This window comes from Legionella qingyii (assembly GCF_003184185.1).
Genome location: NZ_QHJG01000004.1, coordinates 140,003 through 161,739, shown reverse-complemented (window position 1 = coordinate 161,739; position 21,737 = coordinate 140,003). Strand labels below are relative to the sequence as shown.

The window sequence follows — 21,737 nt, the reverse complement described above, 5'->3', positions numbered from 1 at the left end:
CTAATACCCCATACACTTACTTAGGACCAAAACCTAACCGTTAGTTCCAAACAGAATGGATGTCGAACCGGCTAATACCGTTTAACCTAAAACACATCCGGAAAAGGAAACCTCGAAATAACAAAAAGCACCATACACCGGATGGACCTCACCGAATTTTTGCCGTTGGTAACTCAAAACCTGACCTGCATAAGCAAATCTCGTAGAAAAAACCCGTTCATGTTATTTGCAACGACATGACATAACGAAACCTTACTAGGGTAATTGGCCCTAACTTTTTAGCAAGTGTTAGTGTCTAAAAACCGCCACCACCCATCAAGTAGAAACCCATCTCGTCAGTAAACTCAAAAAACGACGTACGCGGTGACGAATAGAGAATTACCCTTGTCCTAATTAAAGCGCAAGAAACCGTCTTGCTTGGTACATAAAACTTTGTTAAGACCATAAAAACCCTCCATAGTAGCCATGTCCAGTAGTGACCATAACCTGTCCGTGAGGCCTAAATACCCACGGGAATCCTAGATACAAAAGTAAATAACTTCATAACGGAAATCACGAGGAGTAATAACTACGATAACTTGTAGTAGTTAACTAATTCGCTGTTGCCCGCAAATGAATATTAGACCGAATAGAGATATAGAACCCGCGGAGGAAAACCTTAAAACAACCACGTCCTCAAAAGCCACCTCCGTGTGAGTTACGCGGTGAACATTTAATAATACTCGTACCCTGTAAAGAATGAAATTTGGTACGTGTATGCCGTAATAAACCACGTAAACCAAACGAACCGGAACCAAACTAAATAAAAACGGATGCGATACGGCGGCCTCTAGCAGTGGGTACCTCACTAGCAAATCCTTAAACCCGGAAAACCAATATATTGGACCCCGAACAGAATACCTAGCACAACTTAAAGAAAGGACAACCAACCCGCGTCAACTACCTACACATACTCGTACCAAAACGAGTAAGTTCTTCGGAACTTAAAATATTATGTTGTCATGAGACCGTTACCAATGCTAATGGACCTCTACATTATAAACGAGATCCACGTAATAAATACCGGATACTAAAATAATTTTTTGATCCAGGAAAAAAAGGTGCAACCCGACCGCGCTTCTTAAATCTTGTTGTCGGACAAGCACTATAAATTCCTCATTAAATTAAATCCCCCTACGGACTCAAAAATGTTAACCAGTAAGTTGAATAGGAAACGTGCTCAAAGAACTTTATCAAGTCCGTGTAGTTTACTGAGTACTAAAACTACACGCTTGTTATAGGAAAACACTACGCAGAACTATAGTTCATAATTTACTCGACCATTATGTGAGGAACGAGTTCACTGAGAGATTCAGGTCGTTCCCGTAAACAAAAAAGAGGTGTATTAAAAAGTTCTGCCAGGCCGTTCGTCGGGTGGTGGCCCATGGGGGCGCGCTAGCGGGAGCGACCCGCGCGAAGGGGCGGGTGCGGTATTATTGATATTGTTCGTTTTAGCTTTGGTTCTGGTCTTAGTTAAACATTCCCCTTGTTAAAGAAAAGTAAATTGTTGAGTTTGCAGGACGACTTACTTGAGAGCAATAGATTATGCGAGAGATGTGGGCTTGTTACTTAAACCCGCAGTATTGGCCAGTAGACGGCGACGTGTATTGGTTAGTGAAAAACGGTTTTATTCAGTGCCAACAGGGTTAATAGGTTTCATAGTTTCAATAGCTACATCCGGACTATGCGACGCTAATTCACGACGTCTAATTTTACGAACGGAACGCATTAAAGGAAAACCGTCCAATAAAGAAAAGATTTAGGAAGTTAGTGCCTCTGTGGTACCAGAAGTAGTAACTATTACCGATTACGTTACCGTAACATTATCCGAACATCGAGAAGACGTCTTTGAAGTAGGAGTTAAGGGAACCCTTTGACGAGTAATTTGACAGAATTCCGAAGAGGAACAAAATTCAAGAGTGTTATTCCTTCATAGTAGAGGGTGTACCCAAACAGAGGCCGTGGTTCACGGCGAGCTTTACGACAAGGATATTACCAAGAAGGCCTCATTAGATGCCGAAAACTAACTTAGTTCTCGTTACTACCTAAGCGAAAATAGTACTGAAGACGAAATAAAACGAGTGGGTATTCGTGTATTCAATTCTCAACAAAACGACGAGCGACTCAGTCGAGTCGACTACGATGAAGCAACTCACAAAAACTTCAATTACTTTCTCAACTATTTAGAAAAAGGCATTTTTTCCGCCCAAATTTAGGAAGACTTATCTAAACGTTCGCTCGTTTATGAACAAGACGATGTCTTTCGAGTAATTACGAAAGTTATAGTAGCTGTATTAGGAACAAGCTTAGCAAAAAATGATAAACGAGAAGAAAACTTACGTAGTAAAGTGGAACGCACTGATAATTTCCACCGTATCGTATAGTGTTTTCTTAGCTTCACCCGTAATTAACATGAACCTTTACCGATAAAGCGCGGTCGCTGATTTATTTCCTTAACGTTAAGGAAGTATTGTTTATCTGTTGTATTTGTGCAACTAGAATCGATATAGTATATCCGAGGAAAAATCAGCTTCGTCTAGTATATTTTATATAACATTTAGTCACTCAATAGAGATTAATAAGAACAAACGTAAGCAAAAAACAGGCCGTGTTTCATTACTTTTAATGTTTTAGTGAATAAATTATTTTATAATTCCAACTAATAAATATTAACTAAAGTTAAAATAATTCGCCAACAATTTTACTTGTAACGTTTTTATAAAGTCATATATTTCTTATTAGAGCTATTAGCAAATTTTTAAGGTATACAGAGTGTTTCAATGTGACTACGACGCTTTCTTCTCGAGAAACGACCTTAGGATTAACGAAACGTTTTACGACTTTTCCATGATTGTTGTCGGGTTTAATAACTACAAAAGTTACGCTACTTAGGTCGTTTTGCGCGGTTATACTTTAAGGGATGAGCTTTTCCAAGTCAGCGTAAAGAATGTCTACTATCATTATAATCACTCGTCCCTTATGAACTCGACGAACTTACCCGACTTTTTTTGGTAAGCCCAATACCTGGAGCTAAACTTAACCAACTACAATTATGGGGAGGATCTGTAAAGTTTTGTCAAGTCCTTTACTCTCTATCAAAATTTACAGTTAGTTTATCACTATACCGGTCCTCTGACAAATTACTTAATTTTTTACGTTCTATATCTGAATCTATATAAGGTGGAAAACTATCATAATTAGGTAAATAACTACGTCATTTCGAATGACTTTTACTTGAAAGCCTTGAATAATCTTATGTTATGTAGGAACGATCTATACTTCTAAAACTACGATAAGTCGGTTTTAAGCTTGTGAACCACCGACTTAAATTAGTTTATTTCAGGGGGAGTAATCAGCTATAACGTGCAAAATAGTTCAGTTACTAAAATAATGTAGGGAAAGGGCTACCATTACCCTCTTGGAAATGAAATCCATAAGAATTAGTCGACGAGAACTTCTTATTTAACCCGTAAACAAACCTAAATCTAGGCGCCTAATGAGACAACAGGACACTTCTCTAGCGGTTTTTCTATTTTTGCTTAAATTAGTTCGACTTTGTTAAACTCGACCTTCTTAGTAATCTGGGATTGTTACGTCTTGACTTCAGTCTGTATCATTATCTATTGAAATTAGGTGTCCTTAAACTTCTATTTAATGAGTTCCTTGCTCCATCGTTGTTAGTTTTTCTCACCGTTCGTGAAGTTTTCAGGGACCACTTGATACAGTTTCTTTCACTTAGTAACAGTCTGAAAGATCGTGCTCATTTCGTTAATTTTTTTTGCAATGTTGAAGTAAAAATACATTGTTGGTTGAGGTATCCTCTTCTCTAAATACCGAGTCTTTACATAGCGAAGAAGGTGATAAAACTAAGAATATTTAAAGGTTTAAGGACCCTTTGTGAGTCTTTTAAACCCGTTCTATGAATACCGTATCTGTAATTATGTGTTCTGCTCGTTTTGCTACGCGAAGTTGAACATATCCATTATCCGAAACAACTAAGTTATAATTCCTACAACCCTCGGGACTCAAGTTATGAAATTCGTTTGATGAATCACTGAATTTATAGTTCTGAGGGGCCATGTTTTTCTGTCCTTTTTGGAAATCACCCACACGTACATGATTGGTACCTAAAATGACCTTAGTTAAATAATTCTGATCCGATATGTCACCTAAGCACTCAATATTCGGTTATAGTGTTAAGATCGAAGGCGACGCGACGTAGGATTTCGATTTTAGAATATTATAAACGCCTGAGTTAGTACAATAATAACTAATATAATAATTGACTTAGTGCTTGGTCGAATCCTTGTAACAGTGATATCTGGCCTACATACAGGAGAAATAAAAGAGGACTATGTCGATTAACTTAGTAAACACCCCATGACGGATTTTATAAAAAAACTATCTCTATACTTCCTGTGGGAAGGTGAAGAGGTTTAGGATGAGGAAGTACTCATTCGACTTTGGGACGAAAAAATTCTTTTATAAGTTAAAAAAGTTTAAAGTAATAACCATGAGAACAATTTCATTTCTCGTTGTAATACCCATTATTGATATTTTTAAAGTTAAATTAGTATAATAATCGTAGTATTAAATTTCGATATCGTATCGGGTAATACAAAATCTGTTTCGCGTTCGCTTACTCCGCTTCCTCACATGTATTATCATGTATGGTTTGATATTTTCCTCTAATGGTAGGTGGAACTATTCCAGATACAAAGAAGTAAACCGAAAGTAAAAGTGGTGCTACTATTACGTTAAAGGTTTGTCTAACTAACCAAAAAAATAGGGTTTTTCCTACTATCAGTTACCGTTTTGTCGCAAAATTAAACGGTAAAAGGACAAGGAATATTTATAACTTTGGTTGCGGTGGCGAAAAGACTATGTTTTCTTTTCGTCGAGACATTAACGGAAACGCTTCGTTTCGTATTTCACGATTTCTTGACCAATGTTTAGGGTGGCAAAATAAATAACAGAAAACTAAAAGGCCCCCATAAAAAAGTAAAAATAAGTAGTAAAGCATATAACACGAGGTCAACGTCTCTGTAATAACCGAACTAAAATATGATAAAAGCTGCGGGAACGAGTTTTAAAATTTTTTTGTTTTTTTTAGTTATCCAATCAAATTTATAAAGTGTCCAGATTACAAAACCATATGAAAAATTAATTGGGGTATAATTTAACAAAGTTTTACATGTAATTTAGGTCAGTTAATCAAAAAAGCGGTAGCCTAGAGTGAGTCAAATACCTTTCAGGAAAACATAGGACCTATCTTGTAGAACGTCACCAAGCGGGACTAAATAATGGGGGTAGACTATTTTTTCTACTTAATTTACTACATAACGTCGTAAACCCGGTAGTTGTACTTAATCTTGAAAATCTTAAAAAACTTTTTGTTCCTAATAGGCAACGTTTAAACGTAGTTGTTCGGTTAAGTATGCTCCGTTGCAATTGCCGATACTTATTACCGCAGCTACACTAAATAGTCCGAGTAAACGTTAGCGGAGGTAAAGTCCCCATACGGCTAAAAAATTATTTTTGTCGTCCGGTTTCAGCTAAACCACTTATGTAAATACTCCAAACCCTATGGTTTGAACGAGCAAGACACTTTGGACCAAAAGACGACGTTAATACAACGATGCGCCTTTACGAGCTTCTGTACGTCCCGACATCTTGTCTTATGTAGTGGCAGCAAAATCCTTTATTCCTCGTTTCTGCAAAAGCGTGACGTCTAATAAAAATAAAAATAGTCTTAAACTTTGTTGTCAAAAATAACCGCGTTGTCTTAAAACTAGGACGACGTACGGGACTAGGACGCCGTAGATTTTCGACCCCTTCTACCTCATGAATACGACTCCTCAATAATCAGTTACGTCTAGTAAACTAAGTCCAACGTTGGTAATGCTGTCCTGTTTAGTTTTTCGACATAGTCCGTCCATAATTCTGTTACTGACGTAATCGAGTACGTCTAACAAGGACCCAGTTTCCTTAATTTGGCCTCGCAAAACGCGCAAACGTTCGTGTTCGATTTTAAGTTTTTTTTTCATCGCCGTTCCTATAAGGAAATATAGTTTACTGTCGAGTGCAGGGTCCTGTTTTCGTGCCAAACCGCGAAAATGGACGGCCTAGTAGTGTCCTACATAAAAAACTATAACTTCCAAAAGGGGAACTTCTTCCCCCCAACCTCATAGAAACCCCCTAACGAATAAAACTACTTTTTCCAGTTGCGGTCATATTTCTAAAAACCCGAGTATTAAGCCGCGTTCTCTTTCTTTCAAAAGTTCGAAAATATTTCACCCAAATAGTCGCAACCGTTCTTCTAGGCTTTTACGTATAAATAGTAATACGGTTGATACTTCAAAGACGTACAGCTGCTGAGTACCCCGCTATGCCGCACACGCTTCTACTCCACCTAGTCGAAAATGCATTACTTCATAAACAACTAAATATATTTTAGCAATTTCGGAGAAATTAATAACCGCTCGGCGCAATGAGGTAATTTTTATATCTCGTAAATATATCTCGATTTGCACTATGACTTCATCCTAGACCTCCACTAAGTCAGCAGCAAATGCTTGTAACCGCTCTTTTAGGTCTGCCTCTTTTAACCGTTTACAGTTTTTATAATTTACTATAAGCGCGAATATTATAACTACTAACATTAAGGTGAGTCCTTGACCAACTAACCAACTCTCACGCCGTTTTTCTTGTTCCATAATCAATAAATCCATTTTTCCTTGGACAACTTGAACTCCATTTCCTTCTTAATTCACTCGCATAAGTTAATGCTCTAGCTAATGACCGTTTGCGGCTTACAAATTTTCGTCTTCCATTGAATGTTAATCGGTTTTATTTAAACTAAAACCGTACCAGTTAACTCAAGGTATCTGCACTTCGGTTTGGCCACAAAACCGCATACAAACTTGCAGACCCAAATTGACCTCTTCTTGATGAACTACTATAACTAACAAACCGGATAACGGCTGCTTGGGGATTCGGTGGTATATTCGAAAGTGGGTTCAGTGCATTATACCGAATACTCATAAAAAAACTAGGCCTCGTCCTTAAATTTCCTCCTCGGTTCGTTATAAAGTAAAATCCAGTCCTTTGTCTTCTCCCATTCTGCGAGTGGCGGTTAATAATACTTTTTCTGTCATTAGACCTTGTACCCTAATAACAGAACGTTTACTTTTTACTTGGGCTACTCGGATAATGAAACTAAGGATTACTTATACAGCTAGGAGTAAGCTAAGGACTACGTTAACGGTTCGTTCGACGAAATAAACTCGTTCCGAATGATCTTGTATGACGCTATAACCTAAAAGATTTGTTCAGAATAGGCGCTTAATTTCTAGTAGGAGTTCCTAATCGATATCGTGGTTCAGTATTAGGGGTTCTCGCTAATTGACTTTAATAAGCACGACAATAGTTAAATTTATTATCAATAGATTGTGAAGTTCCAGGAGGACCACGACCTTTTTGGATGTGACCCTTTGTAGACTAGCGGCTCGAGTAAGTTTCTCCTTTTTTTTATCCGTAGAGTAGTTTATCAGTATTTCGTTAGTTATTGAACAATAACTCATGACGCCTAATGACGGAACTTTTTCCTTATTTTCCCGTAAAACGAACGTGTGCATTATGTCTACTCCTTCAACTGTGAAATTTATAACGCCAAGACCTCTTATTTCTTTAACAACTAAAATAAGTTGGACCCACACAACAGCCATGATGCCGAACCCCCAAATCGTCTCTTCTTAATCGGCTACGAAAACTAATAGAAAAATAACTACTCCGTCCTGTCCAATCACAACGTTTAAATTAACGGTACTCAGTACGTTGAGTGTTATAATATAATTACCCGCTAGTTTACGTCAACCCTGTTGGAAGGGTCCCTTCGGTAGGACTTCTTTCACCAAATAGGTATAATCTCATGAACAATGTGTGTTGGGGTTGTTAAGGTCTAAGATACCCTCAAAAAGACCCATGATGGATATCTTACGTAGGACGCCATTTAGTTAAATAGTCACTTCGATAAATACTCCCTTTTAACCTTTGACGGAGACTTTTACTCGTAGCTAATTATTCGTAAGGGGTTCCTATAGTCCCGCACGATTTATTCCTCCGCCCTTAATAAGGACATGGACAGTAAGTACTCCCTTTATGGGTTCGGTCACTACTCCTCCAGGTCGTCTAACATAATAACTGGTTCCTTGAAAACCCGTCTTGTAAATTCCTTTTTTTACCAAGCGTTTTTCATTAGTCAACCCTCCTATAGGACAAACAACGAGGTATGTTAGTAGTCCACTTATTTAACTTCTATCGTGAGCCACTTGTCCGATTTCATCCTTCGCAACTATTTAAAGTTCCCGTCCTTCGTGGTTAACAAAAAAACTCGTACACACGCTCATTACGCCTACTTAGAGGAGCTCCTGAATTAAAAGAAAAACTATTTTTGTCTTATTTGCAACGGTAGAGCGCCCGAGTCACAAACCGTTAACAACAGATAAGCGGAAAGAACGAACTACGCTAAGGTTGCTTGTAGCTCGTTTAACGCTACTACTTACATAAAACAGTTAACCATTCTTTTATCATCCGCCACCCTTACTTAACATTTGTGCGGGATTAGTTTATGTTGAAGGCAGTTATAACGCTGTTTCTTCATATGAACAAGACAAAAAAACAAGATAACTTTGAAAACACGATAATTTATTCATACTTAGTCCTGAAGATTTATTGAAGTTGATGGTTTTTAGTTACCCAATCCAACTTCAATAAATCTTCAGGACACTCGCAATACTACGAGTAAAATTTCCGTGAGACACTTATTTAAAAACTCGGTCCTGCAATAACAAAAGTCTACTTTATTTCTATCACCCCTATACAACTTAGTCGTATATTTTCTTTGACTATAAGTAATTATTTGTTTTAGTTTCACACAAATAGGATAGTACGTTTTTAAGTCACAGAACAATATTCAGGAATAATAACGATAAAAAATAAAAATAAAACACATGACGGGGACCACCAGTAACGGTAATTTGAATTACCATAACAGAGACCACCATACCCTCATAAAATTTCACCACTTTTTATTGGTCCTTGTATTAGATTATCTGTAAGAATTACTTGGAGAACGTTAGTAACCTTACTTAACGGTTAAAGGACCACAACTAAGCCTACATCTTCTACAACTCCGTAAAATACGCTACGACGAGTTCCCCGAAAGCGGATAATTTCTTTACGGTTCTCTAGCAACCCTACAACTACTCATAATACTAGGACTAGCACTCTTTCGGCTATTTTATTAACCAGCATTTCCTCCAAAAGAATTATTAGGAGTCAATAAGCTACGTAGAAAAAAATTTTATAGACGTTAGCTTCGGTTTGTTTACCTAGGGGTTGTAGCTGAAAAAAATCTTCATCGCTAAGCACGAAATTTAGTACGGTTGTAAGGTGACCTAAGTAATTTATTAAGTTTACGTCGACATAAGACACCAACAAGTTGAGTCCTAATGTCGGTTGAGTTAATATTTCTGTTATAACTTAAATTACGCATATGGGTCTAACCACGTCGGTCGTCACGACGTCGTCCTTCTGAAAGCGTGAAAGAGTTAAACTTTCCTGGGTCGTAGCGTCACCTATGTCGGACAAGAAGAAGTAAAAGACGAGAAATGGAGCGCCGTTTGAGTAACTCTTACTTCGTTACAAGATATCGTTAACAGCCACCTCAAGTAGAATTAGAAACGGGACTTTTAAAATATCCAAACTGATTTCGTTTATACAATAGACGCGTCCTAGTTACGGCGTCAAAACTATTCTTACGCCTACCCAAACAGGCTTCGCTTCCCACACCGCAACAATAACATTTTGCGAATTCACTACGCGCGTTTCTAGTTCTATGTTAGGTACGCCATGAGTTTTCATAACAGTACTTAGTCCTACCACTACTACCCTGCTAAGACCAACGAGGTTTATAATTCAGTGTTTAACGGGAAGTGGTGCTTCACTACCGTGTTCGAGTAAATTGAGGTTCACTATAACTAATATAACTTCGCGTACCTTGGCCATGTTAGCAACCACTAAGTCAACTCAAATTACGTTAGGTTGTCTAGGTATTTCCCGTAGTATGAGTTCTATTAGGAGACTAACAACCACGTCATTTTTCATTATATCCAGTGTCATAACGTAGTAGTCCCCAACGTAGTGACTAATTCCGTTAACCGCGTAATTTGGTACTTTGTTAAGGTCGGTTAAATGTAATGTGCTTTGGCTTGTTTTGGTATCTAGGACTCCCATATGGACGTGAAAATGGGCATCTTGGTTAACGAAAATTCTTCGTTTTTTTATTTTTCTCCGTACACGTCTAGAGATTGAAGCCTAAATCACCTTGGTTACAGTCACGGTAGTAACTTCTTCGTTGAGTACTAAGGAACGGTAGGCGTAGTAATCTACTACCCGTTCGTTTTACAAAACAACACAGTCGTTTCTCACTCATAAGTAATTCCGTTTACAACCGTGCAATACGTAATATAGAAGCTCTCTGCGGCTGCTCAAACGTGCTATAAACAAAATGTGAGTAGTTGACAGCGCTAGTAAAATTTATAGCAACACGGTAACAATGAGCTCTATTTCTTTGGAACTAGGTTTTCTAACTCAGACTGTTAATACTTAATGTGTTCTAGTGACATTTTTTTCTCTATGTTTTTTATCGAAGACTACGTAAAGTCTAAGTACTCCGCAAAGAACGTCCTAAATTATATTTTTAGCTAGGTCTATTACAAGGTAAATTATTTCGTCTAAATGGCGAAATAATAAAACTATCTTTCGGGATAACCGTACTCGGGTCTTTGTTCTTACCCAATTTATGAAATACGGACGTTGGGTTTCTTGATGTTTATCTTTGCTAATTTCTCTTTGAACGGCGAGTTTATGTTAGAGAAAATTTTTTTCTTGTGTAACTCCTTGTAGTCCTAAAGCCGAAAAATCCCAAGTTGGTCCTCAGTAATTGGCTTGAGCTCGTCTCACAAATACTCGAAAAGAGGATATTTTACAGTTAAGGGCGAAAAGATTGAAACCTATTCAACCGGTCTGTGTATGTTGTTTAGGCCTACGGTCTCGGTCAAATAGCTGTTGGGTGACAGTTACATGAGTCATTACTTGGATAACGCTAGTAACCTTACTCAACGGCAAAAGGGTTTCGTCTTTGATAGCTACGTAAAAATTGGAATAATCTCGCGCCGCTTTCACCATACCGACTATAAGGAAATCTCGCTACCCTATTACTCTTTATAATACTAGGCCTACAATTACGAAATCCAGCTGAGATATAGTTTGTTGACCCGAATTAACTTTTATATTTTTTAAAACTACGCCTAAAGAAATTATAGTCGGGTTGCACTTCGGTTCGAGTACAGTGGTGTTAATGCCCACAAAGACCTCTGCTCGATAGTACGAAACCTTCTACGTTTGAATAGAGATCGACGCTAATTTCTGTCATTTTGGCCTCAAAAACAACCAACACCATGCTTACTCATAGGTGCTAATAATCGGCCAGAACCACATCCAAACCTGCTAGATTTGTAAATAAAACGTTGACCTTTACAAAATTTACGCTATGGACCGGCCCACCGAATACGTAAACTAAAGGTACCTGGTTATGTCCGTTAACTATGGCGGACAAGAAGTAGCTACTGGCGGTAAGTACTACGTACAAACTCAAACGTTTTACCACTAACACTATACCGCGAACGTCCACCTCACTTATAGAATGACCGAGGGCTAAGGTTATAATGGGAAAGTTTCCGGTCTTACAATAGGGGGCTTTCGGCGACGTTCTGTAAGTCACTCCTACGCCTACCAATACGCGCATCACTCCCTACGCCACAGTAGCAAAATTTTGCCAATTCGTTGCGAGAATTTCTGTTACTATTATAAGAACGCCATTAGTTTCCTTGAAGGTAATTATCACTACCATTCTCGCCCCCTAAATGACAAGGATTACCATAACGAGTTCTTCTCCATTAAGCGTCGCGGGAACGCTTTAGTGTTAATAGTGGTTTTCTATAACTAATGTAACTTCGTGTACCATGCCCATGCGGTAACCGGCTAGGTTAGCTTCACTTATGGGACTGATTTTAAAAATCACTTAAGGTATCGTGTCTTTTAGGGGAAATATAGTCGAGCCATTTTTGCTTATATCCGGTAAGACTTTCGCGAAGACCTCATCGACCTCACTAATTCCGACAAAATTCAGATGTGCGAGTATTTTATAAGTTTGTGGAGTTGAAATTTTTTAATTTAGGACTTTAACTCAATTTTTTATGACAGTAAGGTAACTTATGTTACCTAACCCAATTCCTTCTACCCAACGCTACACGGCCGCACTCAAGTAAACCTAAATCGCCACGCTTGCGTGTATAGCATGACGTTCTTGGCGGACATTTTTATTATCTCCGTGCATGTGACGGCGTTCTCAGGAATAATCACTAAAGACGATTTTCATTTTGGCGCGAACTTAATGAAAATCGTTCGATAGTTTTCATAAACCGTTTATGCGTTCTTCTCAAACGCCTATATACGAAATGGCGTCGTTACACAGCTTCAGTAAAGAATAAAGCTCAGCGATAATTTCGTGCGTGCCGCTTTCTTCGCCGACGTTAATAACCTTTCTTACTTATGTGTGAGAGAGTTTATTTTTTTCTTTTTTCGTTAGGTCATAGGAACGTTGTAGGTTAGAGTAACCGCGTTAATGTCCGACGAATAGTTCGTCCAATATAATAAGTAACCCGGCTAAAAATAGCCAGTGATTTATACGTCAAATATTTTCAATTTGAGGGAAATATGCTTAAACGAGCTCTTCTTGTAACCAAACTTTGTTTTCTATTTGATTTTCTATGCGAAAACGGAGTTCTGACCACAAAAGTTGACGTTACCGTCGGAGTTGGGACACGAGCCTGATTAGCATTTTACGTCCCCTTATTAACCGAAGATTAACCGCGTGTTGTCGACCGAGGTGCAGAGTAACGAGTCCCAAATCTATAAGACGACCTCCTCCTCTTAGGAGGTAACCTTGTTAACCTACCCTAATAAAAACGGCATCCAGACCTGCGAGGAAGTTGTCGTCTATAGCTCAGGTCATAGCTAAAAGTTTTTTTATGGTAGTTTTTCGAGAACCGCGAGCAATTTCTCGAACTATTTTTTCGGGAATTTAACGTTAATTAACACGAATGATGCTTACGTTAATGGCTTGAGCGTCGTCCGGGCGACTTAGACCCCCTATCGGGTGACTAACCTAAAACGGCTTGTGACCACAATCTCGACGGTGTTAATTTATGACAAAACTAACTATGCCTTTTTTGTCTTCTACTTTTAATGCGACCCGTTTAACATCTACTTTAGTTCGTATTAAAACTTCTTACGATACTTGTATAACAGCGAATAGCGCTTCCCTTTGCAAAATATCGCGCTAACGTTTTTCGGTTTAACAACCTATTCTTTTCTAGCGAGATACCTTTCCCCGCAATAGATTAATGGCCTCCAACACCGCCAAATCCAGACCAGTGTCGCGTTCGAAACGAAAGTCGTCCACGTTCTCTCCAATAGGAATGAAGCGCTTTACAGCTATTTGGACGTCATTTTCTTCGTTAATTTTTTTAAGTTATATTAATATGGTCAGCTTAATAAGCAGGACATTCAAACCTACAATCACTGTTTCTTGTTCATGCAGTAAATGAAGAACTCAACTTACGTCTACCTAACAATTTTCCATAATAAGTACGTCGTCCGCATCGCCAATTTCGAGGGAATAACCTTGTATTATCACTCCTACATCTAATAAATAAAAGACGGTTCCACGTTCCGCCTACCATAAACGTACTCAATTGATTTTTGAAGCTAGACCTAAAGAAACAACAGATAAGAAGCTAAAGGAGTCATAAACCGTCGTTATTTCTCAGTCAAATGTCACCATGATTATCAAAGCATCTACGAAACTAACGTCTTGCAGCCGCAAACCCTAACCATCCTTGACGTTAACTAACCCCCGGAACCCCGCTCCAGCCATACCGGGTTTTTGCTAGAGTTCTGGTTCCCAATTTTGTCAGAAACTATTCATTACTCGTTCCTGTATGGAAATAATTTTGAAACTAATTACTAGTCAATTCGGTACGTCATTAATATAGGGGACTAATAGAGTTTAAATACGAACTCAAACAAGGATTCGGACGCGGACAAAAGGTGTTTGTAAATCGACTATGAGACGTACGCCGTCTCGTTAAACGGTTATTCTTAAATAGAAATACCGAATTACTAATAAACTTTTAATTACGTCTCTTAGCTAAGTTCTGGACATTTCTAAACCACACAAGATAAACATTTCTTTAGGAACTCGATTGGCTTCACCTGCTCAACCTACTTCTACTCCCTATAAAACTTGAACCAAAACTGAGTAACTACTAATGACTTGACCGTTGGTTCGAATTTCTTTTCGATCGAGGATGGGAATTTTATTGACGCTGTTATCCAAAACTAATAGGTAGTTAATTATTCGACCGAGTCAAATATCTCAGCCTTAACCCCTTTGTTAATCAATAATTTGTTCGAGGGGTTGGTCACCATCTTTTTTGGCTACTACGTTAACGATAATATCCGTACTCAACATGGAAAGGATCACGAGGACTAGAACTACGGAAACTTTGCAATGAACTTCTTCCATTTTCACCCTATTTACTATATGGGTACCTCGCAACCCTATTGGCTTTTATAATACTAGGACTATACCTACGTGGTCCCTTTAGAATACAGTTATTTGATCCCAATTAACTTTTGTAATTTACAAAACTGCGTTTAAAGAAACCATAATCAGGAGCACTCCGTTTTAACTACCTCGGAGTTGTTGCTTAGAAAAATCTCACGAGGATATTCCGATATCTTTTACGTTTAATAAACGGACCCCGTAATGCACCGTCAAATTGCCCCCAAAAACGTCCACAGCCAGGTTTACTTATGATACGCGTTGACCTCTTCAGCCCAAAAAGATTGCTCCTTGAATCACAAATAAGCTATTGCCCGTTACATAGCTTAGACTAAGGTCCTGCGCATCGTATATGCAAACTAAACTTTCCGGGTAGTTAGTCACACCTATGCCGGACAAGAAGTAGTAATCATCGCTAAGTAATACGTACAGTTTCAAATTTTTTGTCCCTTTAACTAATACGCGAACGACCACCACAGTTACACAACGATAACGGACTTCGTTTGTAATGAAATACGTTTCGGTTTCGAAATCGAGGACTACCAGTTACATTTTGAAAACTACTTGCACGTCTACCTATACGTTCTCGTCTTCCGACACCGCATGACAATAACTTTTCCAATGGACTACGCAATGCGCTATTTCTATGGTAAAATCGCCAATAATTTCGAAGTCGTCATTTATCACTGCCTGCGAGACGGCCTAACTGACAAGGATTACCGTTTTCGGTCCTTCTTCAGTACTATTTTCGAAATTCAGTTTGCCTAAATAGGTCACCACTGTAGTCAATATAACTTCGTGTACCCTGCCCGTGGGGTAATCCTCTAGGGTATCTTCATGTACGTTAGTTGGTCCAAATACCTTTTCCTGTATGAGTCTTATTAGGGAATATGGAACCACGTCAATTTTGCTTATAACCAGTGGAACTTTCACGACGACCGCACCGCTCACAATAATTTTGTCACTAGTCAAACGTTTTCTTCTTTTAAATATTCAACGAAGTAAAATTTTTTAATTTAGGTGTATAAGTAGAACCCCTATAAGCAGAGGGAAACGTTGTGTAGCTTACCCTCCGCCTGAGTTTCAATTCTTCGCGTCCCCAGTCACGTAAACCAAAATCACCTTGATTACGAGTAGAATAAAATGTTCTCAAAGGATTTTGACGTCTCGTCCCTCATGGAGTTAGACAATTTTGGCGATTTCGGGTTAATGACCAGAAGAGCCGCTTAAGCGTTTGACGAGATTTCGTAAATCGGGCTTCAATAGTTGCCATAAATCGTTTTTGTAGTCTACTAAAATCGCTATAAACAAAATGTCGACGCTGGACAGCACTCGTAATATGAATAGCTAACCGAAATCAACGAGTATGTTGAGTTCTCCGCTCGGTTAACAACCTTAATCCAGTCATACAATACAGAGTACTTTGTTCATTACAAGAACTACACGTTTTACTCCGACGTGAGTTAAGACAACACTGGTCAATGTACGTTCCCTTTGTTGAGCTGACCTTAGATATGATATTTTTGTCACCAGTACTCAAATTGTTTCAATTAAATGGAGTAATACATAAACTACGCTGACTTAAAACCCAACTATTTTTTTAGAGCTGAGTTAGGGGGCGCCTACAACACGTAGGAGAAAATCCAGTTTACAAAAGCGACGGACCATTACTCAAAAATAAATCATTATTCGACCTGAATCTTGTAAACTGTATGTAGTTAGTCTTAAAATAAAAACTATTTCAACAAAAAGGGCGTTGGCGAAAATAACTCAGTCCAAACCGTCGGCGGTTTGATCATAACGTTGCGTTACGAAAAAGATAACTTGTTAAAGTATAACTTGCAGGTAATATGGGTTTCGTCCGAGTTCTCAAAGTCAACGTTCAGTTCGGTTTTTCGCTGCTTGTTATGTTTTAGTTATAAAAACGCTTCGTTCTACTATTAACCGTTGACAAAAGACTTTACCTTTAGTTAAGCGCTCGCGGCAGCGAAAGACTTAGCCAACTATAGTTACTCAATTTTAGTAGAAAACTCGCAGCGAATCTAAATAGCGTTTAAATACTCTTAAAATTTTTTGTACGAAACAGAATAGCTCTACTTAAGGTCCAAGACGTGCTCTCAATGGACGTAGTACTGTCGTAAAAAAGGTTTTATGAGGACTGGTTTTCGTCGGTTCCGAAATTGATAATAATAGGTGGATAAAACGAACTACCCCACTACGTTTCATAAAATAATGAGTCTTACTTACTTAAACTCGTAAGGTGAATACACGGAATATGCAAACGCGCTTACTGATGTTGAGTCCTTCATGGAGCTTCACACACCTGGGCTAATTGCGTTTCTCGACGACTCGTACTATTACTCGAAACAAAACTACAGTTTAAAATACTATTAAGTCCAAAAGACTAACCACTTTAACTCTTCAAATTTGATTCTTCTCACTGCGTTTCAGTAAAATAAGGAATACTAAGAATAGAAGTCTTAGACATAGTTTGAGCTACCTCAGGGAAGTTCAAGTTAAACGGCTGGGTTTTCGTCTGAAGGTCCAACAAACACTATAGTTTACTCGGCCTCTTCCGTTTTTTCGATAACCCACTAGACCTAATAGTTAATTATGTACCAGATTTACTTAACCCCGGATAACTCTTATTTCTATATCACAAGAATATATTAGTTTCGGTTAAGTTACTAGATAAAGTAACAACAGTTTTTTACAAATTCAACGCCGGAGTAGCGAAGTATAACCAGTGTCTTTTACGTATACGCTAAGTACTATGTCTATTCCATTTAGGGATGGTATGATACCGTACACGAAAAACCTTTTGGAAATCATTGCTTGAACTCGAACAATTTTTAATAAGTTAGCTGAACCTATGGTTCTCATGGAACGGTCTCTATAATTTCATAGATAATCGATGGTTGTCGCAACTTTTAGTCAAACGTTAGGCTCTATGTAAAATATAAGGGTCTAATTTCTTTCGCGTCTAGAGTCGTTTAGAACAGGTTGTTCTCAAATTTTCACTACGTTGGATAGACTAATGCCCACCCTGACCTCCGAACCGTTTTTGTAATTAACTCATGGAATAAGCGTCTCCCCGCGTAATATAACAGTAATGGTCATCTAGCCTCACAAGACTCCTATGGTTTTGCGACTAGCTCGCACGCGCGTTTTTCGTTCATAAATAATTCGTAATAGTCCGTCTACGGTCATTAATAGTCGTTTACCTTGTCTAGTAATGACTATAACTTGTTTCAAGGTTTGGGGACGTTCCGCATAAAGTAGAGCGGCCGTAACACGTTCTACCGAATAACCAATTAAATTCACTGCTACTCTACGTTTTACATAATTCACGCTTTTACCTATCACGCAACTATAACGTAGTCAATTGGTTTCTATAAGGTAACCTAGATAAACAAAACAAAAGGAGGAATCGGAGACATAATCCACGGTCTCCTGTTCGTTTAATACATCGCCGATTACCTAAAGAGCTACCTAACCGAATAAATGCCGTTGTTGTTCCTAATGGACGTGAGAGCTAATTAACCCCCGGAAAAGTGCGTTGGCCTTACTGACGTTTGGACTCGGTCCGATAGGTTGTTGCACCGAAATGGGAATACCTATTCCTGTCATAGCTACAAGAACTACAAAATAATTCACGAGTTAACCGCGTTTAACGACATACAGGATAGTTGACCCTATAAATAAAATTTATAAGTGGCTTTGTTCGTACCAACCGACTCGAATACTTTGTATGAGTAGGTCGGCTAGCTTTAAAGAATTTAAGAGAAGCGGTTGTATGGTTCCTTCTCAGCTAACGGTATGACTCAGTTCAAAACGCGCTTTAATGCCACCTACACAATCCCAATCTGTTATAGCTTGTTTAACTTCATCTACTACCAAACAAGAGTAATCCAAATCTGAGCGATTACCGATATCTTTAAGCGTTAGCATAAGTACTGTTTAACGTTTCAGGTTGGGACTTGAATAGATAACTTATGAAATAATTACTCGGTTCATAATCGTTCTAACGATTTTTATAACGCTTACTTAATGTTTCAAATAAATTGAAACTATTATCTCGCCGTCTGGTATGGCGATATTTGTAGTAACCGCTTCTTCATGGCAATACACTAAAAGTTATGCAAAAAACCCATGAATTGTCCGTTCCGATAAGAATATTACAACCTTGCGTTAATGTCTAAGTTCCGTCCGACTTATTCCTAATACAGCGAGTTCGTAAACTACGACAACACTTTGTTTTATCATCAAAAACCGACTTAAAGTTATGACTTCACGGTTAGGTCCACAATTTATTCTTTCCTGTTAAACTTAATTAGATGTTTCTGTAGAGAGATCTGTTACTCCTCTGCAATGAGCTAGTTCTTAAGGTTTTATTATACTCCTCACTATAAGGCGATTGGGTAGTTGGCGACTAAGCTCATAAAGAAATATTCTATTTATCACTAGACGTACTTAATGTGTACCACTAGGGAGTATAGTAGCAACTACCAGGAAGTACACTAGAACATAACCCAGTTAAATTTTTTATGATACTTTACAACCATGTTCCTGTCTGCAACTAAGACCTTGGTCTTTTCCTCAGCAAAGAATTAAAGCAGTTTTTTTTATTAGTAGAAATACTCTGCTTAAATTTTGTATTTTAATTAAAAACCGTCTTAATATTATTTCCCAAGTTTTACGACATAGAACCTGTATTTATGAAATACGGATATTCGTCGGTCTTTTTCATAAATAAGGTAATAGGATAACTAAGCGTAGTCCGTCTTGTTAAATATCTCACCGTGGCTTGATTTTTATACTTACAGTCGTGCCCTAATTAACGACGTACGGTAGAACAAAAAATGTTCAATTCAGCCGTTTTCTTTTAAGGTAAATAGGTCTAAGTATCGCCGTCCCTTCCGTCAGTTATATTAAGACAACAGCCAAACAAAAGTCTTATATTTGCTAATTTATAGCGCCATGTGCTAGTTATATGCAAGTAACTAAAATAATTCAGCTAACTCCTAGTTGTTAATTTTTGACGAAGAAAAGTTTTTACGAGCGTACACTAATTTTTGTCACTTAAATTTCTAAGACCCAATTGTTATTCGGTAATAAATAAAATATCTACCTTGTTTGAGACCAATTGGTTCGTTAAATTCTTGTCATTTGAAGTAAGCTACTAACAACTAAAAATAGAATTCATAAATTCAACCCGGCTTCATTAACCAAAATTACGTAGTGAATTTTCTTTTCAATTATTTAATAAATTTAATTTATATTGGGACGTTTTTGGTCTCGCTAATTCCTAGGACCACTTATAATGAGGAAGCAAAAAATCGTTTCGTCGAGGTCTTAGCTCAGTATGTTAAGAATTTATAGTTATACGCTTGGTAAAACCTTCACTCCTAGCGGGACATTGATTAGCCAGAAACACCCAAAATAAGAGTTTTTTAGTCCTTCCACTCATGAATTAAAGTGAATTACCCGGGTATTGATGAGTTACATTTCTCAATTAACGGGTACTTAAATTAGTCCACTAACGATTCCATCATCTTTCACTACCCATATGTCAACTGCTAAATTAAGCTACTATGTCATCAACTTTGGTTACGTTAGTTAGACATATTATTAATATGTATTCTAGAAACAAACTCAATTAATAATACGGATTAAAAGAATAGTTTTGTCGGCTATGAAATAATGAACTACAAGGAGCTCCATTTGCAATACATCCACTCGGACTATATGAATCTCGAGTTGGACGAGTTTTTCCTCCATGAACACGCGAGATACGTGATTTAGGCAACGCGAAAGCAAAACCCTTTTTACTATCCCTAGGTCTCGTACCTTTTCTTGCTAAATAACTCAATCAAAAGAGTCTTATAGCAGCCCCTAATTTATTTTAACTTAAGCTATTTTTGTGACGGTTTAACAATAGTCTTCTTAAACTACTGAAATAACGTCTTGTTTTTCTATTCTTATAATGGGTTCTCCACTATTTTTTGAAGTAATTTTTCAACCTTCGCCTATACCTCCTGGAATTCAAGGATAGATACCTATGAAGATTTTATTTTGTTGTCTATCTTTGGATATAACTTAAAACATTACTAATATAGTTTTTCATATTAGTTATACTACTAAAACTTCTTATGGAGTTATTTGCCCTTATGCAACTAACACAGCGTAATCGTCTTTTTTGCGAACTGGCAAATTTTGTATATTGCCCAAAACTACGGCTTTAACGTTATGTTTTAGTAAATCTCAATACATAATTTAGTCACCATTTTAGAGTACTTTTAATAACACTATTATATGTTAATTTATTTCTATTGGGACTCGAGTACCGAGGAAAGATGGTAGTCCGTCACCAAGCAGACCGACGTAGTACGATAGTTAATCTCCCAAGTCTCACCCTAGGAAGTTTTGGCTAACTACCTGAGTACCTCTATGAAGTTCTCATGCCAGGATACCATTAAATATGTCGGGGATCACAGCATAAATAAGGACCTTATACATGGTAACTCTCGTCATGACTATTTATAGTTTAAGTATGATTCTTTGTTCCGGGAGTTTTTTGTTAACTTCCGTCGGTAAGCGAAAATTAACAACCCCGTCTCGCGCCTTTTCTTTGCCTAATACAGATAAACTACCTGGGATTACAAGGTCGAGGTAATTGACCGGGTACGGTTAAGATATTTTAATGAATGTTCCTTGAAAATCTATTAGAACAATTATAAATACCCCATAGATAGTTTCTTCTACGACTATTTTAATATCCTGGAAAGCGAAAAGTTCGCTTCTTTCCCTTAAAACTATCTTATAAAGTCAAACAGCTCCCAAGTCATTTCATACTTTTTAATCGGTTGTGGTTCTTTTGGAGATAACTAGAAAAAAATCTCCTCTAACAAGTCGTTTGCCTTCTTTTTAACCGATTTTTTTGTAC

At 37.8% G+C, this 21,737-nt stretch carries 2 protein-coding genes; both read right to left on the bottom strand.

The genetic code is table 11. From position 1 onward, the window contains the following. Positions 1 to 6,584 precede the first annotated feature (6,584 nt). Complete coding sequence (locus tag DGG96_RS20750) at positions 6,585 to 6,770, bottom strand: hypothetical protein (protein WP_110141615.1); 186 nt, start codon at positions 6,768 to 6,770, stop codon at positions 6,585 to 6,587. Between the two features lie 11,828 nt (positions 6,771 to 18,598). Next, positions 18,599 to 18,742, bottom strand: coding sequence for a hypothetical protein (locus DGG96_RS20745; protein WP_165831573.1), 144 nt, complete (start codon positions 18,740 to 18,742; stop codon positions 18,599 to 18,601). Positions 18,743 to 21,737 lie beyond the last annotated feature (2,995 nt).

Bases quoted from the DNA above. Each gene is read 5' to 3' on its own strand.
- DGG96_RS20745 (WP_165831573.1), bottom strand. From the start codon at position 18,742: ATGCTAACGCTTAAAGATATCGGTAATCGCTCAGATTTGGATTACTCT.
- DGG96_RS20750 (WP_110141615.1), bottom strand. From the start codon at position 6,770: ATGGATTTATTGATTATGGAACAAGAAAAACGGCGTGAGAGTTGGTTA.